The sequence below is a fragment of the Stenotrophomonas sp. ASS1 genome, from assembly GCF_004346925.1.
GTDB lineage: Bacteria > Pseudomonadota > Gammaproteobacteria > Xanthomonadales > Xanthomonadaceae > Stenotrophomonas > Stenotrophomonas maltophilia_A.
On record NZ_CP031167.1, the window covers coordinates 2,836,189 to 2,853,251 of the forward strand.

Annotated in this window: 13 protein-coding genes; 5 read left to right on the top strand and 8 right to left on the bottom strand. The window is 65.5% G+C overall.

Going from position 1 to position 17,063, the window contains the following annotated elements:
• Positions 1–13: 13 nt before the first annotated feature.
• The 3 genes from MG068_RS13325 to MG068_RS13335 all read right to left on the bottom strand — a co-directional run bounded on the left by MG068_RS13325 (position 14) and on the right by MG068_RS13335 (position 3,835).
• Positions 14–766: a hypothetical protein gene (locus MG068_RS13325; protein WP_132810443.1), complete on the bottom strand. Its 753-nt coding sequence runs from the start codon at positions 764–766 to the stop codon at positions 14–16.
• A 109-nt stretch (positions 767–875) separates the two neighbouring features.
• Positions 876–3,338, bottom strand: a complete 2,463-nt coding sequence (locus MG068_RS13330; RefSeq protein ID WP_132810444.1) for a S9 family peptidase — start codon at positions 3,336–3,338, stop codon at positions 876–878.
• Between the two features lie 167 nt (positions 3,339–3,505).
• A complete protein-coding gene (locus tag MG068_RS13335) occupies positions 3,506–3,835 on the bottom strand; it encodes a hypothetical protein (RefSeq protein WP_006376346.1) in 330 nt (109 codons plus the stop codon).
• A gap of 572 nt (positions 3,836–4,407) precedes the next feature.
• On the opposite strand from MG068_RS13335, the gene MG068_RS13340 reads away from it, so the two are divergent.
• The 4 genes from MG068_RS13340 to MG068_RS13355 all read left to right on the top strand — a co-directional run bounded on the left by MG068_RS13340 (position 4,408) and on the right by MG068_RS13355 (position 7,565).
• A complete protein-coding gene (locus MG068_RS13340) occupies positions 4,408–4,914 on the top strand; it encodes a hypothetical protein (RefSeq protein WP_223224724.1) in 507 nt (168 codons plus the stop codon).
• A gap of 12 nt (positions 4,915–4,926) precedes the next feature.
• Positions 4,927–6,348 (top strand): XVIPCD domain-containing protein, encoded by a 1,422-nt coding sequence (locus tag MG068_RS13345; protein WP_132810445.1) that lies wholly within the window; start codon positions 4,927–4,929, stop codon positions 6,346–6,348.
• Between the two features lie 70 nt (positions 6,349–6,418).
• Positions 6,419–7,195 carry a HipA family kinase gene (locus MG068_RS13350; RefSeq protein WP_132810446.1) on the top strand — a complete coding sequence of 259 codons (777 nt, stop codon included), beginning with the start codon at positions 6,419–6,421 and terminating at the stop codon, positions 7,193–7,195.
• Positions 7,173–7,565, top strand: a complete 393-nt coding sequence (locus MG068_RS13355) for a DUF3037 domain-containing protein (RefSeq protein ID WP_049400180.1) — start codon at positions 7,173–7,175, stop codon at positions 7,563–7,565. Before MG068_RS13350 ends, MG068_RS13355 begins: the two co-directional genes overlap by 23 nt.
• A 12-nt stretch (positions 7,566–7,577) precedes the next feature.
• Here MG068_RS13355 and MG068_RS13360 read toward each other — a convergent pair whose 3' ends face one another.
• From MG068_RS13360 to MG068_RS13370, 3 genes are all read right to left on the bottom strand, one after another.
• On the bottom strand, positions 7,578–7,802 hold the full coding sequence (locus MG068_RS13360) for a hypothetical protein (protein ID WP_132810447.1): 225 nt from the start codon (positions 7,800–7,802) through the stop codon (positions 7,578–7,580).
• A gap of 62 nt (positions 7,803–7,864) precedes the next feature.
• Complete coding sequence (locus tag MG068_RS13365) at positions 7,865–9,295, bottom strand: serine hydrolase domain-containing protein (protein WP_132810448.1); 1,431 nt, start codon at positions 9,293–9,295, stop codon at positions 7,865–7,867.
• Between the two features lie 219 nt (positions 9,296–9,514).
• Entirely contained in the window at positions 9,515–10,420 is a 906-nt protein-coding gene (locus tag MG068_RS13370; RefSeq protein WP_132810449.1) for a LysR family transcriptional regulator, read from the bottom strand.
• 119 nt (positions 10,421–10,539) lie between these two features.
• On the opposite strand from MG068_RS13370, the gene MG068_RS13375 reads away from it, so the two are divergent.
• On the top strand, positions 10,540–11,529 hold the full coding sequence (locus tag MG068_RS13375) for a zinc-dependent alcohol dehydrogenase family protein (RefSeq protein ID WP_032127690.1): 990 nt from the start codon (positions 10,540–10,542) through the stop codon (positions 11,527–11,529).
• A gap of 43 nt (positions 11,530–11,572) precedes the next feature.
• Here the strand turns inward: MG068_RS13375 and MG068_RS13380 are convergent, their stop codons facing one another.
• Both MG068_RS13380 and gyrA read right to left on the bottom strand, forming a co-directional pair.
• Positions 11,573–14,101 carry a membrane-bound PQQ-dependent dehydrogenase, glucose/quinate/shikimate family gene (locus MG068_RS13380; protein ID WP_132810450.1) on the bottom strand — a complete coding sequence of 843 codons (2,529 nt, stop codon included), beginning with the start codon at positions 14,099–14,101 and terminating at the stop codon, positions 11,573–11,575.
• Positions 14,102–14,232: 131 nt separating this feature from the next.
• Positions 14,233–16,947: a DNA gyrase subunit A gene (gene gyrA / locus MG068_RS13385; RefSeq protein WP_088431503.1), complete on the bottom strand. Its 2,715-nt coding sequence runs from the start codon at positions 16,945–16,947 to the stop codon at positions 14,233–14,235.
• Positions 16,948–17,063 lie beyond the last annotated feature (116 nt).

A 17,063-nucleotide genomic window follows, 5' to 3' on the forward strand; every position in this document is an offset into this window, starting at 1 on the left:
AATCTGCCGTTTCCTAGCGCAGGGTTCCACAACGCAGCGCCTCCAAGGCAAGGTCGCCGCGTAATCTGTTCTGAAACCAAGCGATCTTGAAGCGTTCGCGTGTGGGTTCTCCCGCAGGTAGCAGCCCCATCAATGCATCGCTCAACGCCGGACGCCACTCTTCCTGAGCACCTTCCAGAACCTGCTGATCGAAGTCCGCCGACGACAGGCGCTTCCAAGGCAGCATCATCGTGTGCTGGGAGGTGGACACCAAGACGGTATCCGGGTGGCCCAGCCGGGATACGACCACGGTCATGATGGGATAGTCATCGGTCCGGAGACTGTTGAAGTGCTCTGCAACGCGCTCCTGCAAACCCTGCCCGGCCAGAGCTTGCCGTGCCCAGGCCTGCTGCTGGGCAAACGAACATCTGGCCGGCGGCATGCTGCGCAGCTCCGGATCCAGCTTGAGTATCGCGGGCCGGTCCAGCTGCGAAGTGATCAGATCCACCGTGGCGTCCCTGGTCAACGGTGCTGCCCGCAGCGCGGCCTCGAACGCTGACAGCGCCCCGAACGGCAGAAGCTCCGGCAAACGCGGCTGGACGTCGGGCGCATCAACCACCTGTACACGGGTGGTCAAGCCATAGGCATCGCGCCGGATGACCCAGCGCTCAGATACAGAACCCCAACCAGACCAGTCGTACGTCACGTGCACGCTCATCGGGGGCTGCACCGCCATTGCCACGGGAGAAACCAACAACGTGGCCAGTACCAACATCCATGCCTTCATGAGACTTTCCTATCTCTGTCGAACAGCAGCCGAGCATGGCGCGGCTCTACAGGATGCAGGAAGGCCGCCCGAAGGCGGCCTCGTGCAAAGCAGTCGAGCTCGCTCGACGCTACTTGGCGTTCTTCACGTAGGTGTCGAACCAGTTCAGCATCTCCGACACCAGCTGCTCGTTGGACTCCAGCGCGGTGTACCAGTGCGGTTCGTTCGGCAGCATCACCAGGCGGGTGGTACCGCCGTTGCCACGAATGGCCTGGTACAGCTTGCGCGACTGGAACGGTTCGGTGCCCGGGTTGGCATCGTCCTCACCGTGCACCAGCAGCAGCGGCAGCTTGATCTTGTCGGCATAGAAGAACGGCGAGGCCTTCAGGTACACGTCCTGCGCCTGCCATACCGAGCGACGCTCGTTCTGGAAGCCGAACGGGGTAAAGGTCTTGTTGTACGAACCGCTGGTCGCCACACCGGCCTTGAACAGGTTGGTGTGCGCGATCAGGTTGGCGGTCATCAGGCCGCCATGGCTGTGACCGGTCACGCCGATGCGGTTGCGGTCGACCACGCCCATGTCCACGGCCTTGTCCACCGCTGCCTTGGCGTCGGCTTCCAGCTGCTCCAGGTAGGTGTCGTAGGCGTTCTTCGGGTCGCCCACGATCGGGAACGAGGCGTTGTCGATGATCGCGTAGCCGGCCAGCAGCATCAGGCGGTACGGCTGCAGACGGGTGAAGGTCTGCTGCGAACCGGACACCTGGCCGGCCTGCGCAGCATTGGCGAAGTCGGCCGGGTATGCGTACAGGATCGCCGGCACGCGCTGGCCTTCCTTGTAGCCCGGCGGCGTATACAGGGTGAACGACAGGTCCACGCCGTCGGCACGCTTGTAGGTCACCAGCTGCTTCTTGATCTGGCGCACTTCCGGGGTCGGGTCGACCAGCTTGGTCAGCGCGGTCGTGGTCGACGCGAACTGCGCCTCGCCGGCCTTCGCATCGGCCACTGCCTCCCCCTGCTGGCGGATGAAGGCGTTCGGCGGATCGATCACCGACTGGTGCCAGGTCAGGTAGCGCCCCTGCGTGTTGCTGAAGCCGAGGAACTGTTCGTAGGCGTCGGCACTGCTACGGAACAGGCGCTCGCTCTTCAGCGTGCCCAGGTCCAGGCGGTCGAGGAACGGACGATCGCCCTGCGGCGAGGCGCCACGGCCGCTGAGGAACACGTGGTTGCCCTCACGGCGCACGACCTGCGCACCATTCGGCAGACGGGTGAACACCAGGTTGCCGGGGTTGGCGTACAGCTCGTCGCTGGACATGTCCCACAGCAGGCGGCCTTCCTTCTTCGGCTGGTCCACATCGACGATGCGGGTCTGCATCCAGTGGCGGTTCTCGTCGTTCTCGTACTGGAAGGCTACGGCCGGATCGGCGGTCCACGCGAAGCCCTCGAATCGCTGCGCGGTACGGGTGATCTCGGTCGGCTTGCCGTTGAACGGGGCCTTCAGCATCAGCACGCGGTCACGGTGCGGCACGCTGACCTTCCAGTCGCCCTTGTCCAGCGCTTCGGCATAGACCAGGGTCGCCGGATCGGTGGCTCGCCAGTCGAAACCGCGCGGGCCTTCCGGTACGCCGTGCACCGGCACGCGATCCGCCAGCGGCAGGCTGGCGATCGGCGTGCTACGGCCATTGCTCACGTCCAGTACGGCCACGTCGTTGGCGAAGCGCTGGTAGGTCACCGCATGTGAGTACGGCGCCTTGATCGATTCGGTCAGCACGTGCACGCCATCGGGCGCGGCGCTGACCTCGTTGAACAGCGCAGGCTGCCCCACCGGGCGCACGCTGCCCGCGGCGGTATCGACCACGGCCAGCTGCGAAGCGCCGTAGTAGGCGAACAGCTTTTCATCATGCACGCTGGTCAGCGTGTCGCGGGCTTCGTAGGTGCTGCTCTCGCCACTGCTGCCCAGCGATTCCTGCGCATCCGGACCGGTCGGCACGCCACCGTTGGACGGCGCCGGACCCTGATTGGCCGGCACCAGTTTCACCAGCAGGTTCTGGCTGCCACCCAGCCACTGCACGGTGTAGCCGAAGATCGGATTCAGCTGCACGTTCGGCACCTGCTTCACCTGGCCGGTGGCCGCATCGCCCACCCACAGCTGCACGCTGGTATCGACCGCATTCTGGAAGGCGAAGTGGCTGCCATCGGCCGACCACAGCGCGCCGGTGGCGCAGCCCTGCGGCAGGTTGACCTTGGTCTCCTTGCCGCTGCCGATATCGACCAGGGTGAAGTCGGCCACGCAGGCCGGAATACCGTAGCCGCCGGGGGTGTCATGCCGACTGCGGTTCTTCGGCTCCAGGCGCACGCCGGCCAGCTTCAGGTACGGCTGGGCGACGCGGCTGATCGACGGGTAGGTCTGCGCGGTGGTCAGCAGCAGGCGCTGGCCGCCCGGGGCCACGTTCGGTGCTGGCGGCGGCGGTGCCTTCAGCACCTTGAGCAGGTGCTCCGGCGGCTTCGCGTAATCGGCAAGCGCCGGGCCAGCGGCCAGCAGGCCGACGGTGGCAACGGCAACGGCCGCTGCCAGAGAGGTTCGACGGATCAGCATCCTTATCCCCTGGGGTGTGAATGGGTACCCGGAATCGGGCATGGCCCCGAATCTAGCACCGCAGGGGTTGTCGTGAATGGGCCGGAAGGGCTAGTGGCCGGATGGGGCAAAGTGCAGCTCCGGCAGGTGCCGGGGAGCTGCCGGCACCTGCCAGGCATGGCCTGGCACTACTGCTGGGCGTGCAGGTCCCAGGCGGTGAGATAGTCCGGGTCGACCACGATCATGCCGCTGTTGCTCATCCGGTACTCGCCCGGCTGGGCCGGCAGGTACTGGTCGAGCATCGGCGGCAGGTAACGCTCGTGGCCATCATTCTCGTCGGCCAGCACCACGCCTTCATCGGCACTGATGCGCAGCACCGTTCCCGCGTACTGCTCCAGTCCCTGCACCTGGCCGTCGCCGCCGTAGCGGGTCACCCCGACCAGCACCAGTTTTCCGATCATTTCCTCGACCTTGGCATCGTCCAGGGCCGGCAGCATTCGTTCGTATTGGTCGCTCATCGGTGCACCTCCAAAGCCTGCAGGATCATCATGGACAAGCCAGCCTCCGCGCTGCGAAGGCCATCGGGCAACGCAGAGGACAATCTGGCGGGCGTATGTCTGTATTGCAGGGCCGGCAAGAGCATGCCGGGACCGCATCGGGTGAACAGTGGCAGATGCTGTGGGTGGCGGCCATCCGTGCCGGCAAAGTGGCCGTATCAGACCAGGGTCAACACCACGCGTTGCATTGCATGCAGGTTAAAGCGTGACAGCTGCGCAGTTGTTGCATGACGGCCTCCTGTTGAAGGTCACACGCGAAGTTGATGCTCCATGGACCCGATGCTGACATCGCGCGCGGAATGGTCAAGTGAAGAATGCGCACCCGTTCACCTTTTGTAACGCATTCGGATGCCTCGATTACGCTTAACCTCTGCTTCATCCGGCTGGCCCTAGGGTCAGCCTTCAATCTGCAAGGAACGCACATGCCCCGGTACGCATTCATACGACCGTGGACGCTCGCACTTTCAGCGGCCGCGCTCTGCGCCTGCGCACATGCCGCCGACCGCACGCCGACTTCTCAAGGAACCGACACCATGGCCCCCGCCGTATCCGAGACCACTTCGCCCTCCCCGCTCAATGCCGAGCAGTTGCTGCTGCGCCTGCTGGACCTGATCAAGGTCACGACCTCCACCCGCGAGCTCACCGCTGAGCGCCTGTCCGCAGCGATGCAGGCGCCGGCGCAGGTCTTCGGCCCCGGCCACTTCGGCTATGGCGGCACGCTGACACCGGAATGGGGCTATGGACTGGAAGTGCAGCGGGCCGGCACTGCCGACGCGCGGCTGGATCTGAACTTCATGGACACAAGCAGCGATCGCAAGGCCTCGGCTGCGGCGATCTGCCAGGTCGACTTCAACCACTTCGCTTCGGCACTGGATGCCGCCGGCTTCAAGCGCGAGACGGTGCGCGGCGAACACGGCCGAGTGATCTACGACCGCTTCGATCGACCACAGCTGAGCATCAAGGTCGACACGATGCCCGAGAACCCCCACGCCCTCGGCGACGCCACGCATGCCTGCGTGCGTCTTGTCACCGTGCAGTAAGGGGAGCCATCAATGACGATCCTTTCCGCAGAAACGGAACGCCTGCTGGGCGAATTCGCTGGCAAGACCGACGTCACCAGCGACCAGGTCGACAACCTGCGCAGCGTCATCGCGGGCTCGCCCGTGCTGGCAAAGCAGGTGGACGCCGCCATCGCGGCAGGCCACCTGGAACGCTTCGAACTATTGCCCGCTACAAGCAACGCGGGTGGCACCTACGAGACCGGCACGAAATCCATCAACCTGCCCGCCAGCAGCTTGTCGACCCCGTCGGCCCCGGACAGGTTCGACGCGGCTGAGGTTGCCTTTGTGCTCGGTCACGAGATCCAGCACGGCTTCAACGATGCTGATGTCGAGCGCGCCTACGTGCAGTTCGAAGCCGACGTGGAGCAGGTCGCGGGCCGTACAACGAGCCATGATTACACCGAGGCGATCGGCACCCTGCTCGCGGCCAACCGCCGCGATGAGGCTTCTTCGAACATCGCAGGCTGGAATGCGCTGGTCAGCCAGGTACGTGCCAACAACCCGGACGCCACCCTGCGCGACCTGTACGAAGCCAGCACCCGCTCGACAGATGTCATCCAGTCGCGACCCGGCCCGCCGATCACCTATGCCCCGCACCCGGAGCTGACCCTCAATGCGGACCTGACCATCTCCCCCACCGCAGCCAACATCGAGGGAATGGCCAGGCACTATTACGATCAGGGCGTCAGCACCGGCCTCGGCCATCATGGGAATTCGGACTACCAGAATTTCTACGGCGCCCTGGCGATCGGACTGGCCAGCGAATTCGAGGCCGCGAATCCAGCGCCCGATGGCGTCAGCCGGATGGAAGTGAACATGAAGAAGCTGGGCCTGGACGAGCGCCTGCTGGAGCAGAACGGGCTCAACCTCGGCGAGGGCTCGCCCCCGCGCCAGCCCTACTTCGATACCAGTACCTCGCCGTCGACGCTGCATTACTTCGACCACACTGAGGGCACGCATACGCATGTGCCGATCACCACACAGCATGCGGTGGAGGGCGATGGCTTACCGACGCTGCTTGCGGAAGGCCGTGACCGTTCGCTGCACGAGCAGATCCGCGGCAAGGTAGCTGAGCTGGATGCTGCCAACGGACGCAGTTTCGATGCGTCCAGCGAGCGCCTGAGTGCCAGCCTGCTGGTGCTGGCCCGCGAAAACGGGCTGGACCGGGTCGACCATGTGGTGCTCAGCCGCCAGACCGAGGGTGTGGGCGCGGCACAGAACATCTTTGTGGTGAAGGGGCCGCTGGATGATCCGGCCTCGCTGCGCGCCTCATCACCCACTGCCGAGGCCGCCCAGCGCCCTGTGCAGGACAGCCTGGATACGCTTGCCGTGGTCAACCAGCGGCAGGCCGATCAGGCCACGCAGGAACAGGTCCGCGTGCAGGAGCAGCAGCGCGGCGCGCTGACGCACTGACGGGGAACGACATGGAGCCGCCGGGACGCGCCCGGCGCTCCCTTGGCGGCACCCACGCTAGAATGCGCGCATGCGCACCGTACATGCCCTCCGCTACATCACCCCCTTGCGGGAAGGTGGCTCCCTGCCGGCCGTGGTCGAGACCGACGACGACGGCATGGCCGTGCTGAAGTTCCGTGGCGCCGGCCAGGGCCCGAAGGCGCTGATCGCCGAGCTGATCGCTGGCGAAATGGCGCGCACGCTGGGCCTGCCGATTCCGGAGATCCTGTTCGTGGAGCTGGACCGCGAGTTCGCCCGCACCGAGCCCGACCCGGAGATCCAGGAACTGATACGCGCCAGTGAAGGTTTGAACCTGGGCCTGGACTACCTCCCCGGTGCGATCAACTACGACCCGGCGGCGATGCCGGTGGATGCCGACCTGGCATCGCGCATCGTCTGGTTCGATGCGTTCACCAGCAATGTCGATCGCACCACGCGCAACCCCAACCTGATGGTGTGGCATCGAAAGCTGTACCTGATCGACCACGGTGCGGCCATGTATTTCCATCACGACTGGGCCAACGCCGGCGATGCCTGCGAAAAGCCATTCGTGCTGATCCGCGACCATGTGCTGCTGTCGTTCGCCAGCCACATCGCCGAGGTGGATGCCGAGCTGGCCGCGCGCCTGACCGATGCCGAGATCGAGCGCATCGTCGGCCTGGTGCCGGACAGCTGGCTGGTGAATGAGCCGGCGTTCGACAGCCCACAGGCCTATCGCCAAGGCTATATCGACTATCTCAAGCAGCGCCTGAAAGTGCGTGCGGTGTTCGTGCAGGAGGCCATCCGTGCCCACGCTGCACACGTATGACTATGCGGTCATCCGCGTGGTACCGCGGGTGGAGCGCGAGGAATTCATCAACGTCGGGGTGATCGTCTCCTGTCCCGGTGCGCGTCATCTGGAAGCGGCCATCGAGATCGATCCGGCACGCCTGCACGCCTTCGCGCCAGCGCTGGACCAGGAGGCGCTGCAGCCATGGCTGGATGCGATCGTGGCGATCTGCCGCGGCGATGCCAGCGCCGGGCCGATCGCGCAGCTGCCGGCGCGCGCGCGCTTCCATTTCCTCACCGCCAAGCGTAGTTCGGTCGTGCAGATGTCGAGCACGCATGTGGGCCGCACGGCCGATCCGGCGGGTGTGGTGGAACACTTGATGACGAAGATGGTGCGGGTGCCGCGCTGACGCGCCCGTCTCTCACTTCCTGGCGCGCGCCCTGTGCCAGGCAATGAGCGCACAGGCTGCTGCAGCGGCAATCAACACCCACCCGGCTGCCGCTTGTCCATGCAGGTAGCCTTGTGCATACGCAGCACTGGCACCTTCGCTGGCCATGGCCGGAGCACCCTTGAGTATCACGTGCACCCCACGCAGCAGCAGCACCATGCTGGCGACCAGACACACCACGGGAAGGAGTCGGCTCATGGCCCGATTCTGGTCCGCCACCTGCCCCAGCGTCAACATCGCTGTGGCATAGTCGCTCGGGACTACAGCGGCACTCTTCGCGCGATGTAGTTGACCACATTGCCGATCGCATCCGGGTCGACATTGGCCAGCCCAACGATCACATAGCCCTGCGCGGGTAGCACCACGATGGCACTGTTCGATCCGGGCGCACCGCCTTCGTGGCCGTACTGATGCTCCCTGCCCTCGCCCTGCACCACGAAGCCGAACCCGTACCAGCCCTTGTGGTTCTGCGCCGTGGTGGCCTGCTGCAGCAATGCAGGTGAGACCAGCTTTCCGCTGCGCAGCGCCTCGGCGAACTTCACCATGTCGCTCACCGTGCTGTAGCCACCACCGGCTGACATGCCGCGCCAGGGCAGCGACTTCGTTTCACGCACCCATTGCCCATCCTGCTTCGTATAGGCGACCGCACGCTGTGGCACCGTCACTGTTTCCGGTTCGAAGCCGGTGCCGGTCATGCCTGCCGGGCGCAGGATGTGTTGCTCCACATAGGCGTAGTACGACTGCCCGGAGACGGCCTCGATGATCCGCCCTAGCACGATGAAGCCATAGTTCGAGTAGCTGTCCTGGCTGCCGGGCGTGAACTGCGGTGCATCCTTGGCAAAACGCTGCACATAGTCATCCAGCGTCTTCAGCGACGCGGAATACTGCTCGAAATCGTCGCCGAAGAAATCACCCAGGCCACTGGTATGGGTCAGCAGCTGGCGAACCGTCACGCTGTTGGCAACGGCCTTGTTCGGATAGTCCGGCAGGTGCTTGCCGATCGTGTCATCGAGACTGAGTTTGCCCTCCTGCACCCGCTGCAGTATGGCCACTGCGGTGAACATCTTGTTGGAGGACGCAAGGCGGAACTGCGTATCCACGCCCACTGGAATGCCAGCGGTGCGATCGGCATTGCCACCGCGCCAGTCCAGCAGCACCTTGCCGTTCCGTGCCACCTGCAACGCACCCGACAGCGCGTCCTGGGCCCGCAGCGCCTCCAGCCTTGCTGTGGCATCGGCCATCAGGGCAGGCAAAGCAATCCTCTCCGGCTTGAACTTGTCCGGCGTTTCAGTGCCTTCGATCTGGAACTGCTTCAGGTGCGCCGGATTGTCCGGGTCCATGCTGGCCGTCACCCACATCGCGCGCTCGTTCAGCTGGCCCATCACCAGCACCTTCGCGTGACCGGGCGCGCTCTGGCGTGTTTCCAGCACACTCAGCGGGCCGGTGCTCTCGCGGAACTCGAGATAGTCCTTGGGGCTGCTGCCTTCCTTCTTCGCATAGGTATCAGCGAACGCCTGCAGTTGCTCGAGGCTGCCAGCGTTGAAGGCCACCAGCCAGTCATCGATGGCGTCCTGCGCACGTGGATGTGCACGCTCGGAAGATGTAGCGCCGATTGCTGGAAAAACCGGGGTAACCATTAGAACCCAGCAGGCCAGTGCATTGCAGAGAAACAGGCGTCCAACAACCCTCATGGCAGTTCCTTTGCGGGGATTCCTGGCCGCATCCTAGACCAAGGATGCGGCCGCCGCATCGACGCCAGGGACTCTGCCGCAACACCTCAACAGTGACGCTGAATGCTTCGATGCGACGCCATCCACTCCGCCTGCGTGGTGGAATGCGCACAGCCCCGGATGCAACGTGAATGCGTGATCCTTCGCAGTTGATGGAAACCCTGCTACCCGCTGGCCCCGCTATCGCCTTGCCATCGTCTGTTCGCTGAATCGCGCCACGCAGAAGTCCAGGAAGCTGCGCAGCTTGGGCGTCAGCTGGCGATCGCGCGGATACACCAGGTTGATCCAGGTCGACACCGGTACGTAGTCCGGCAGCACTTCCACCAGCTCACCACGCGCCAATGCTCCGGCCAGCATTTCGTGCGGTTGCAGGATCAGCCCCAGCCCTCCGATGGCGGCGGTCAGCAGCGGCTCGGCCTGGTTGACCATGAAGCGGCTGGACACTGGCACGGTCAGCACGCCGCCATCGGTATCGCGAAAGCTCCAGCGGGTGCGGATGATCGAATGCGCGAAGCCCAGGCACTCGTGGCGGCTCAGGTCATTGGGATGGGCAATGGCCGGTCGCGAAGCCAGATAGTCCGGCGAGGCACACAGGACCAGCGGATACGGCCCCAACCGCCGCGCCACCAGCCCACTGTCGGCCAGATCGCCAGTGCGGAACACCAGGTCATAGCCGTCTTCAACGATGTCCACCAGACTGTTGGACAGGTTCAGATCGACCTGCACGTCCGGGTACTGCTGCATGTAGGCCACCACCGCAGGGCCCAGCGCGTGCACCCCGAAGGTGACCGGCGCACTGATGCGCAGGCGCCCCATCGGCCGCCCGCGCGCCACTTCGGCCAGCTGCTCGGCCCCCTCCACTTCCTCCAGGATCACCCGCGCCCGCGCCAGGTAGGCCTGGCCGAAGTCGGTCAGGCTCTGCTTGCGCGTGGTGCGGTTGAGCAGGCGCACACCCAGATGCTGCTCCAGCGCCTGGATGTGCTTGCCGACCAGCTGCGGCGACAGGTCCAGTGCCTCGGCAGCGGCGGCGAAGGAGCCGACCTCGGCCACCTTGGCGAAGGTCCGCAGGGGAACGATCAGGCCCATTGCAAACAATTGTTTTTCAATGAAACGCCAGATTACCCCTTATTCTGGATGCAGACTACGCGCACAGTAGCGCTCACCCTTTCGCCGGCGCCCTCGCCGGCCCTTCCTCGGAGCCCCCCATGAGCCAGGTTGTCCGCATCCACGAATATGGCACTGCCGATGTACTGCGCATCGACGATATCGACGTTCCCGCCCCCGCCCCTGACGAAGTCCAGATCCGGGTGAAGGCGATCGGCCTGAACCGCGCCGAGGTGATGTTCCGTAACGGCGCCTACCTGCAGGAAGCGCAGTTCCCCAGCCGCCTGGGCTACGAAGCGGCCGGCGTGGTTGAAGCCGTCGGCAGTGCAGTGAGCGGATTCACCGCGGGCGATGCGGTCAGCGTGGTGCCGCCGCTGGATATCGCGCGCTGGGGCACCTACGGCGAACTGGCCAACGTGCCGGCACGACTGGTAGTCAAGCATCCGCAGGCACTGGACTTTGAAACGGCCGCCGCGGTGTGGATGCAGTACGTCACCGCCTGGGGGGCGCTGTTGGAGCAGGCGCACTTGTCCGCCGGGGATTTCGTCATCATCACCGCCGCCAGCAGCAGCGTCGGCCTGGCCGCCATCCAGATCGCCAATGCAGTCGGCGCCACGCCGATCGCTGTGACCCGTGGCCCGGGCAAGCGCCAGGCCCTGCTCGACGCCGGTGCCGCCCATGTCATCGCCACCCAGGAACAGGATCTGGTGGCCGAAGTGGCGCGCATCACCGGCGGCGCAGGTGCCCGCGTGGTGTTCGATCCGATCGGTGGCCCGCAGTTCGTGCCGCTGACCGAAGCGATGGCGCGTGGCGGCATCCTGCTGGAATACGGCGCGCTGAGCAGCGAACCCACGCCGTTCCCGTTGTTCAACGTGCTGGGCAAGTCGCTGACGTTGAAAGGCTACCTGTACTCGGAGATCGTTTCCGACGATGCCGCGCTGGCCCGCGCGAAGGCATTCATCGTGGATGGCCTGGACAAGGGCACGCTGGCACCGAAGATCGCCAGGGTGTTCCCGTTCGCGCAGATCCAGGACGCACACCGTTACCTGGAATCGAACGAGCAGATCGGCAAGGTGGTAGTGACGGTGTGATCCAGCGTCATGCAACGGGGGCGGCCCACCGCCCCCGTTGCGGTTACCTCGGCAACGCAAACGCCATCACGTAATCGCCGTTCGGGGTTTCCATGAAATGGTGGCCGCCGGCCATGATCACCACGTACTGGCGCCCGCCCTGCTCGTACACCATCGGGTTCGCCTGGCCACCGGCAGGCAGCTTGGCGTGCCACAGTTCCTTGCCGGTCTTCAGGTCGATGGCACGCAGCAGATCATCGGTGGCGGCGGCGATGAAGATCAGGCCGCTGGCGGTCACCACCGAGCCGCCATTGTTCGGCGTGCCGATCTCGATCGGCAGGCCGGAGCGGATGCCGAAGGGTCCATTGCCACGTGCACTGCCGAACGGGCGGTCCCACAGCAGTTTGCCGGTGCGCAGGTCGATGGCACGGATGCCACCATAGGGCGGCTGCTTGCACAGCAGACCGGTGAACGGCAGGCGCCAACCGGCATTCACCTGGATGGCATAGGGCGTGCCCACCTGTGGGTCGCCCGCGCCCTCAGCGCCGCCCTTGTCGAACCGGATCTTTTCGCGCGGCAGCCAACCCAGGCGATCGGCCTCGGCACGCGGCACCAGCCGGTTGTAGTTGGGCATGTCGTTGTAGTTGGCCACGATCACGCCACGACGCGTATCGATGGACACGCTGCCCCAGTCCGAGCCGCCGTTGTAGCCGGGGTACTCGATGGAATGGCGGTCACTGCTCGGCGGCGTGTAGAAACCTTCGTAGTAGGCCTTGCGGAACTGGATGCGGCAGACCAGCTGGTCGATCGGGGTGATGCCCCACATGTCGCGCTCGGTCAGCTCATGCTCGCGACGCAGCGTGTGGTACAGCGAGAACAACTGCGTGGGCGAGCGCTGCTCGGGTTCAACACCACCGATGGGCACCTTGCGCTCTTCGGCCGCGGTCAGAAGCTGGCCGTTGCGGCGGTCGAGGATGTAGATGTCGCCCTGTTTGGTCGGCAGCAGGATCGCCGGCACTTTGCCGGCAGCGGTCGGGTAATCGATCAGGCTGGCCTGCGAACCCAGGTCGTAATCCCACACGTCCTTGCGCACCGCCTGGAAATGCCAGGCCGGCTTGCCGGTGGCCACGTCGATCGCCACCAGTGAGGTCGAGTAGCGATTCTGGTTTTCCGTGCGCGAGCCGCTCCAGTAGTCGCCTGCGGAGTTGCCCAGCGGCAGGTAGACCAGGCCCAGCGCCTCATCACCGGTGGCGGTGGTCCACATGTTGGGCGTGCCGCGCGTATAGGTCTGCTCGCGCGGCGGCAGACCGCTGCGCTCGGGCTGGTCCATGTCCCACGCCCAGCGCAGCTTGCCGGTGATGGCATCGTAGGCCTGGATCACACCCGACGGCGCATCGCGGCGCTGCCCGTCCAGCACCTGGTGACCGGTCACGATCACCCCGCGCACGATCGCCGGTGGCGAGGTGATCGACACGTAACCCGGTGGCACCTCACCCATGCCCAGGGTGATGTCGACCTGGCCGTTGTTGCCGAAGTTGGCGCAGGGGCGGCCGCTGTCCGCGTCCACCGCGATGATGCGGCCGTCCAGCGTGCCTTCGATGATGCGTGCCCAGCACGCCGGACGGCTGCCCGGTGCAGCACTGCGGGTGACGCTGGGCGGCGGCTCCGGCAGCGCCAGATCGGCGGCGACATCGGCCAATGCCGCATCGGCAATGGTCGGCGTGCGGGGCTGCTCGTAGTAGCTCACCCCACGGCAGGCGGCGGTGTACGGAATCGAGGTGTCCTTCACCTTGGGGTCGAACCGCCACAGTTCCTTGCCGCTGGCGGCATCGAGTGCGATCAGGCGGTTGCGCGCGGTGCACAGGTAAAGGCGATCGCCGATCTTCAGCGGCGTGGTTTCCGCGCCCCAGCGCTTCTTCGGCATATCGCCGGTACGGAACTGCCAGGCCGGCTGCAGCGTGGCCACATTGGCCGGGGTGATCTGCTGCAGTGGCGAATAGCGGGCGCCCGCATTGCTGCGGCCCCACGCCGGCCAGTCGCCCTCGGCGGGCTGGTCAGCCGGCTGCAGGCCCGTGGTATCGCGCGTGGGTTCCAGTCCGGCGCTGACTGCGCCTTCCGGGAACGGCAGGTGCCCGTCCACTTCCCCATGCGGGGCAAAGGCCAGGCCGAAGGCGGCCACGAACACCAGCATCAGCACGCCCGCCACGCTGCGCGACAGGCGTTTTGAAACCGGCTCGCGCAGTGTCGGCGCCAGCAGCGCCAGCACGATGCCGAGCGCAGTCACCAGCCCGAGCCGCGGTACCCAGCGCCAGTAGTCGCTGCCCGATTCCCACCAGGTCCACAGCAGCGTGCCGATGAACACCAGCGCATACAGCAGCGCGCCGCTGCGGCGGTTGCCGAACAACAGGATTCCGCTGGCCAGCAGGCCGAGCCCGGCGATGGCGTAGTACGCCGAGCCACCCAGGCTGAGCAGCCACCCACCGAGGCCACCGATGAGCAGGCCGAGCACGACCAGCAGCAGTGACAGCACGGTGACGAGGGGATGCCGGGAGGCGCGGACGGGAGCAGGAGCGGACTGCGGCGTGGCGGACATCGTCGATCTCCGGGGGCAGCATGCGCCGTTATCCCACCGCCTGCGTGAAGCGCGCGCGTATGTGTGGCATCCGGATACGACGACGCCGGCACAGAGCCGGCGTCGTCGGGTACCTCAGGCTCGCGGCAGGATCACTCCTGCGCGGCGTCCTCGCTGCTGGCAGCAGCCGGTGCGCCGTCGGTCGTGGCCGGGGCGGCGGCAGCCACCTCGTCCTCGTCCTCGTCGATCGAGGCATCCATGCGCTCCACCGCCTGCAGCTTCTCGTCCTTGGAGAGGCGGATCAGGGTCACGCCCTGGGTGTTGCGGCCGACGCGGCTGATTTCCGAGCCACGCGTACGCACCAGGGTGCCACCATCGGAGATCAGCAGGACTTCGTCGCTGGAGCCCATCAGCACCGCGGCGACCAGCTTGCCATTGCGCTCGGTGGTCTGGATGCCGATCACGCCCTGGGTGCCACGGCCCTTGCGCGGATAGTCCGGCAGCGGGGTGCGCTTGCCATAGCCGTTCTCGGTCGCGGTCAGGATGTACTGAACGCTGGCGTCGTCGGCGCCTTCGATCACCGCATCGCCATTGCCGGCGGCTTCCTCGACACCGCTGTCGTCCTCGTTCTCGTCCTCGATGCCACCGGCACTTTCGGCCACGATCAGGCTGACCACTTCCTCGCCGGCCGGCATCTTGATGCCCCGCACGCCGGTGGCGGTACGGCCCATCGAGCGGACCTTGTCCTCGCCGAAACGCACGGTCTTGCCATTGGAGGCGAACAGCAGGATGTCGCGCTGGCCGTCGGTCAGGCCGACGCCGACCAGCGCGTCGCCCTCATCGAGGTTGATCGCGATCTTGCCCCGCGCCAGACGGAAGGCGAACTCACCCAGCGGGGTCTTCTTGACCGTACCGTTCTTGGTGGCGAAGAACACGAACTGGCCATCGGCGTAATCGCGCACCGGCAGTACGGCCTGCACGCGTTCACCCGGTTCCAGCGGGATCCAGTTGATGATCGGACGGCCGCGGGCGTTGGAGCCCGCTTCCGGCAGTTGGTAGACCGGCAGCCAGAACACCTTGCCCGAACTGGTGAAGGTCAGCAGCGTGTCATGCGTGTTGACCAGCCACAGCTGTTCGATGAAATCCTCTTCCTTGGTCGCCGCCGCACTACGGCCACGACCACCACGGCGCTGCGCGCGGTACACGCTCACCGGCTGGCGCTTCACGTAACCGGCATGCGACACCGTGACCACCACGTCTTCAGGCGCGATCAGGTCGAGGATGTCCAGGTCTTCTTCGCTGTGGCGGATCTCGGTACGACGCTCGTCGCCGAATTCGGCCTTCACACTGACCAACTCTTCGCGGATCACCTGCAGCAGGCGGTCGGGATCTTCCAGGATGTGGATCAGCCCGGCGATCACTTCCAGCAGCTGCTTGTACTCGTCGGTCAGGCGGTCCTGCTCCAGCCCGGTCAGGCGGTGCAGGCGCATTTCCAGGATCTGGGTGGCCTGGATCTCGGTCAGCTGGTAGCCGCCCTCGATCAGGCCCACGCCCTTGGGCAGGTCTTCCGGACGCGAGGCTTCGGCACCGGCGGCACCCAGCATCGCACCGACCAGGCCCGGCTCCCACACGCGCGCCAGCATGCGCTCGCGTGCTTCATTCGGGTTCGGCGAGGTCTTGATCAGCTCGATCATCTCGTCGATGTTGGCCAGCGCAACGGTCAGGCCTTCCAGCACGTGGGCACGGGCGCGCGCCTTGCGCAGCTCGAACACGGTGCGACGGGTGACCACTTCGCGACGGTGGCGGACGAACGCCTCCAGCATCTGCTTGAGGTTCATCAACTGCGGGCGGCCATCGACCAGCGCCACCATGTTGATGCCGAACACCGATTCCATCTGCGTCTGCTGGTACAGGTTGTTCAGCACAACCTCGGCAGATTCACCGCGCTTGATCTCGATGTAGATGCGCATGCCGTCCTTGTCGGACTCATCGCGCAGCTCGCTGATGCCTTCGATCTTCTTTTCCTTGACCAGCTCGGCGATCTTCTCGATCAGACGCGCCTTGTTCACCTGGTAAGGAATTTCGGTGACGATGATCGATTCGCGGCCGTTGTCGGCCACTTCGATATCGGCCTTGGCACGGATGCGCACGCGGCCACGGCCGGTGCGGTAGCCGGCGACGATGCCGGCGGTGCCGTTGATGATGCCGGCGGTCGGGAAATCCGGGCCCGGGATGTACTCCATCAGGCCGTCGACGTCGATTTCCGGGTTGTCGATCAGCGCGATGCAGGCGTTGATCGATTCGCTCAGGTTGTGCGGCGGGATGTTGGTCGCCATGCCCACCGCGATACCGGCCGAACCGTTGACCAGCAGGTTCGGGAACCGGGTCGGCATGACCGTCGGCTCCAGTTCCTTTTCGTCGTAGTTGGGCTGGAAATCGACGGTTTCCTTGTCGATGTCCGCCATCAGCTCATGCGCCAGGCGCGACATGCGCGCTTCGGTGTATCGCATTGCCGCGGCGGAGTCGCCATCGATGGAGCCGAAGTTACCCTGGCCATCAACCAGCATGTAACGCAGCGAGAACGGCTGTGCCAGGCGCACCAGCGTGTCGTACACCGACTGATCGCCATGCGGGTGGTACTTACCGATGACGTCACCGACGATACGCGCCGACTTGAAGTAGGGCTTGTTGCTGTGCGCGTTGAGTTCATTCATCGCGAACAGCACGCGGCGATGCACCGGCTTGAGGCCGTCGCGCGCATCCGGGAGCGCGCGGCCCACGATCACGCTCATGGCGTAATCGAGGTAGCTCTTGCGCATCTCGTCTTCCAGGTTGACCTGGATGATTTCCTTGGCGGTTTCTGCCATTCGGGTTCCGTTGTCTGGTAGCGGTCCAGTCCGGCGCAGCCCCCTGCGGGAGGGGGTCGTGCCGGAACCTCGATTCAACCTGCGGATACTACCACAACAGGCCGTTTTCCGCCTCC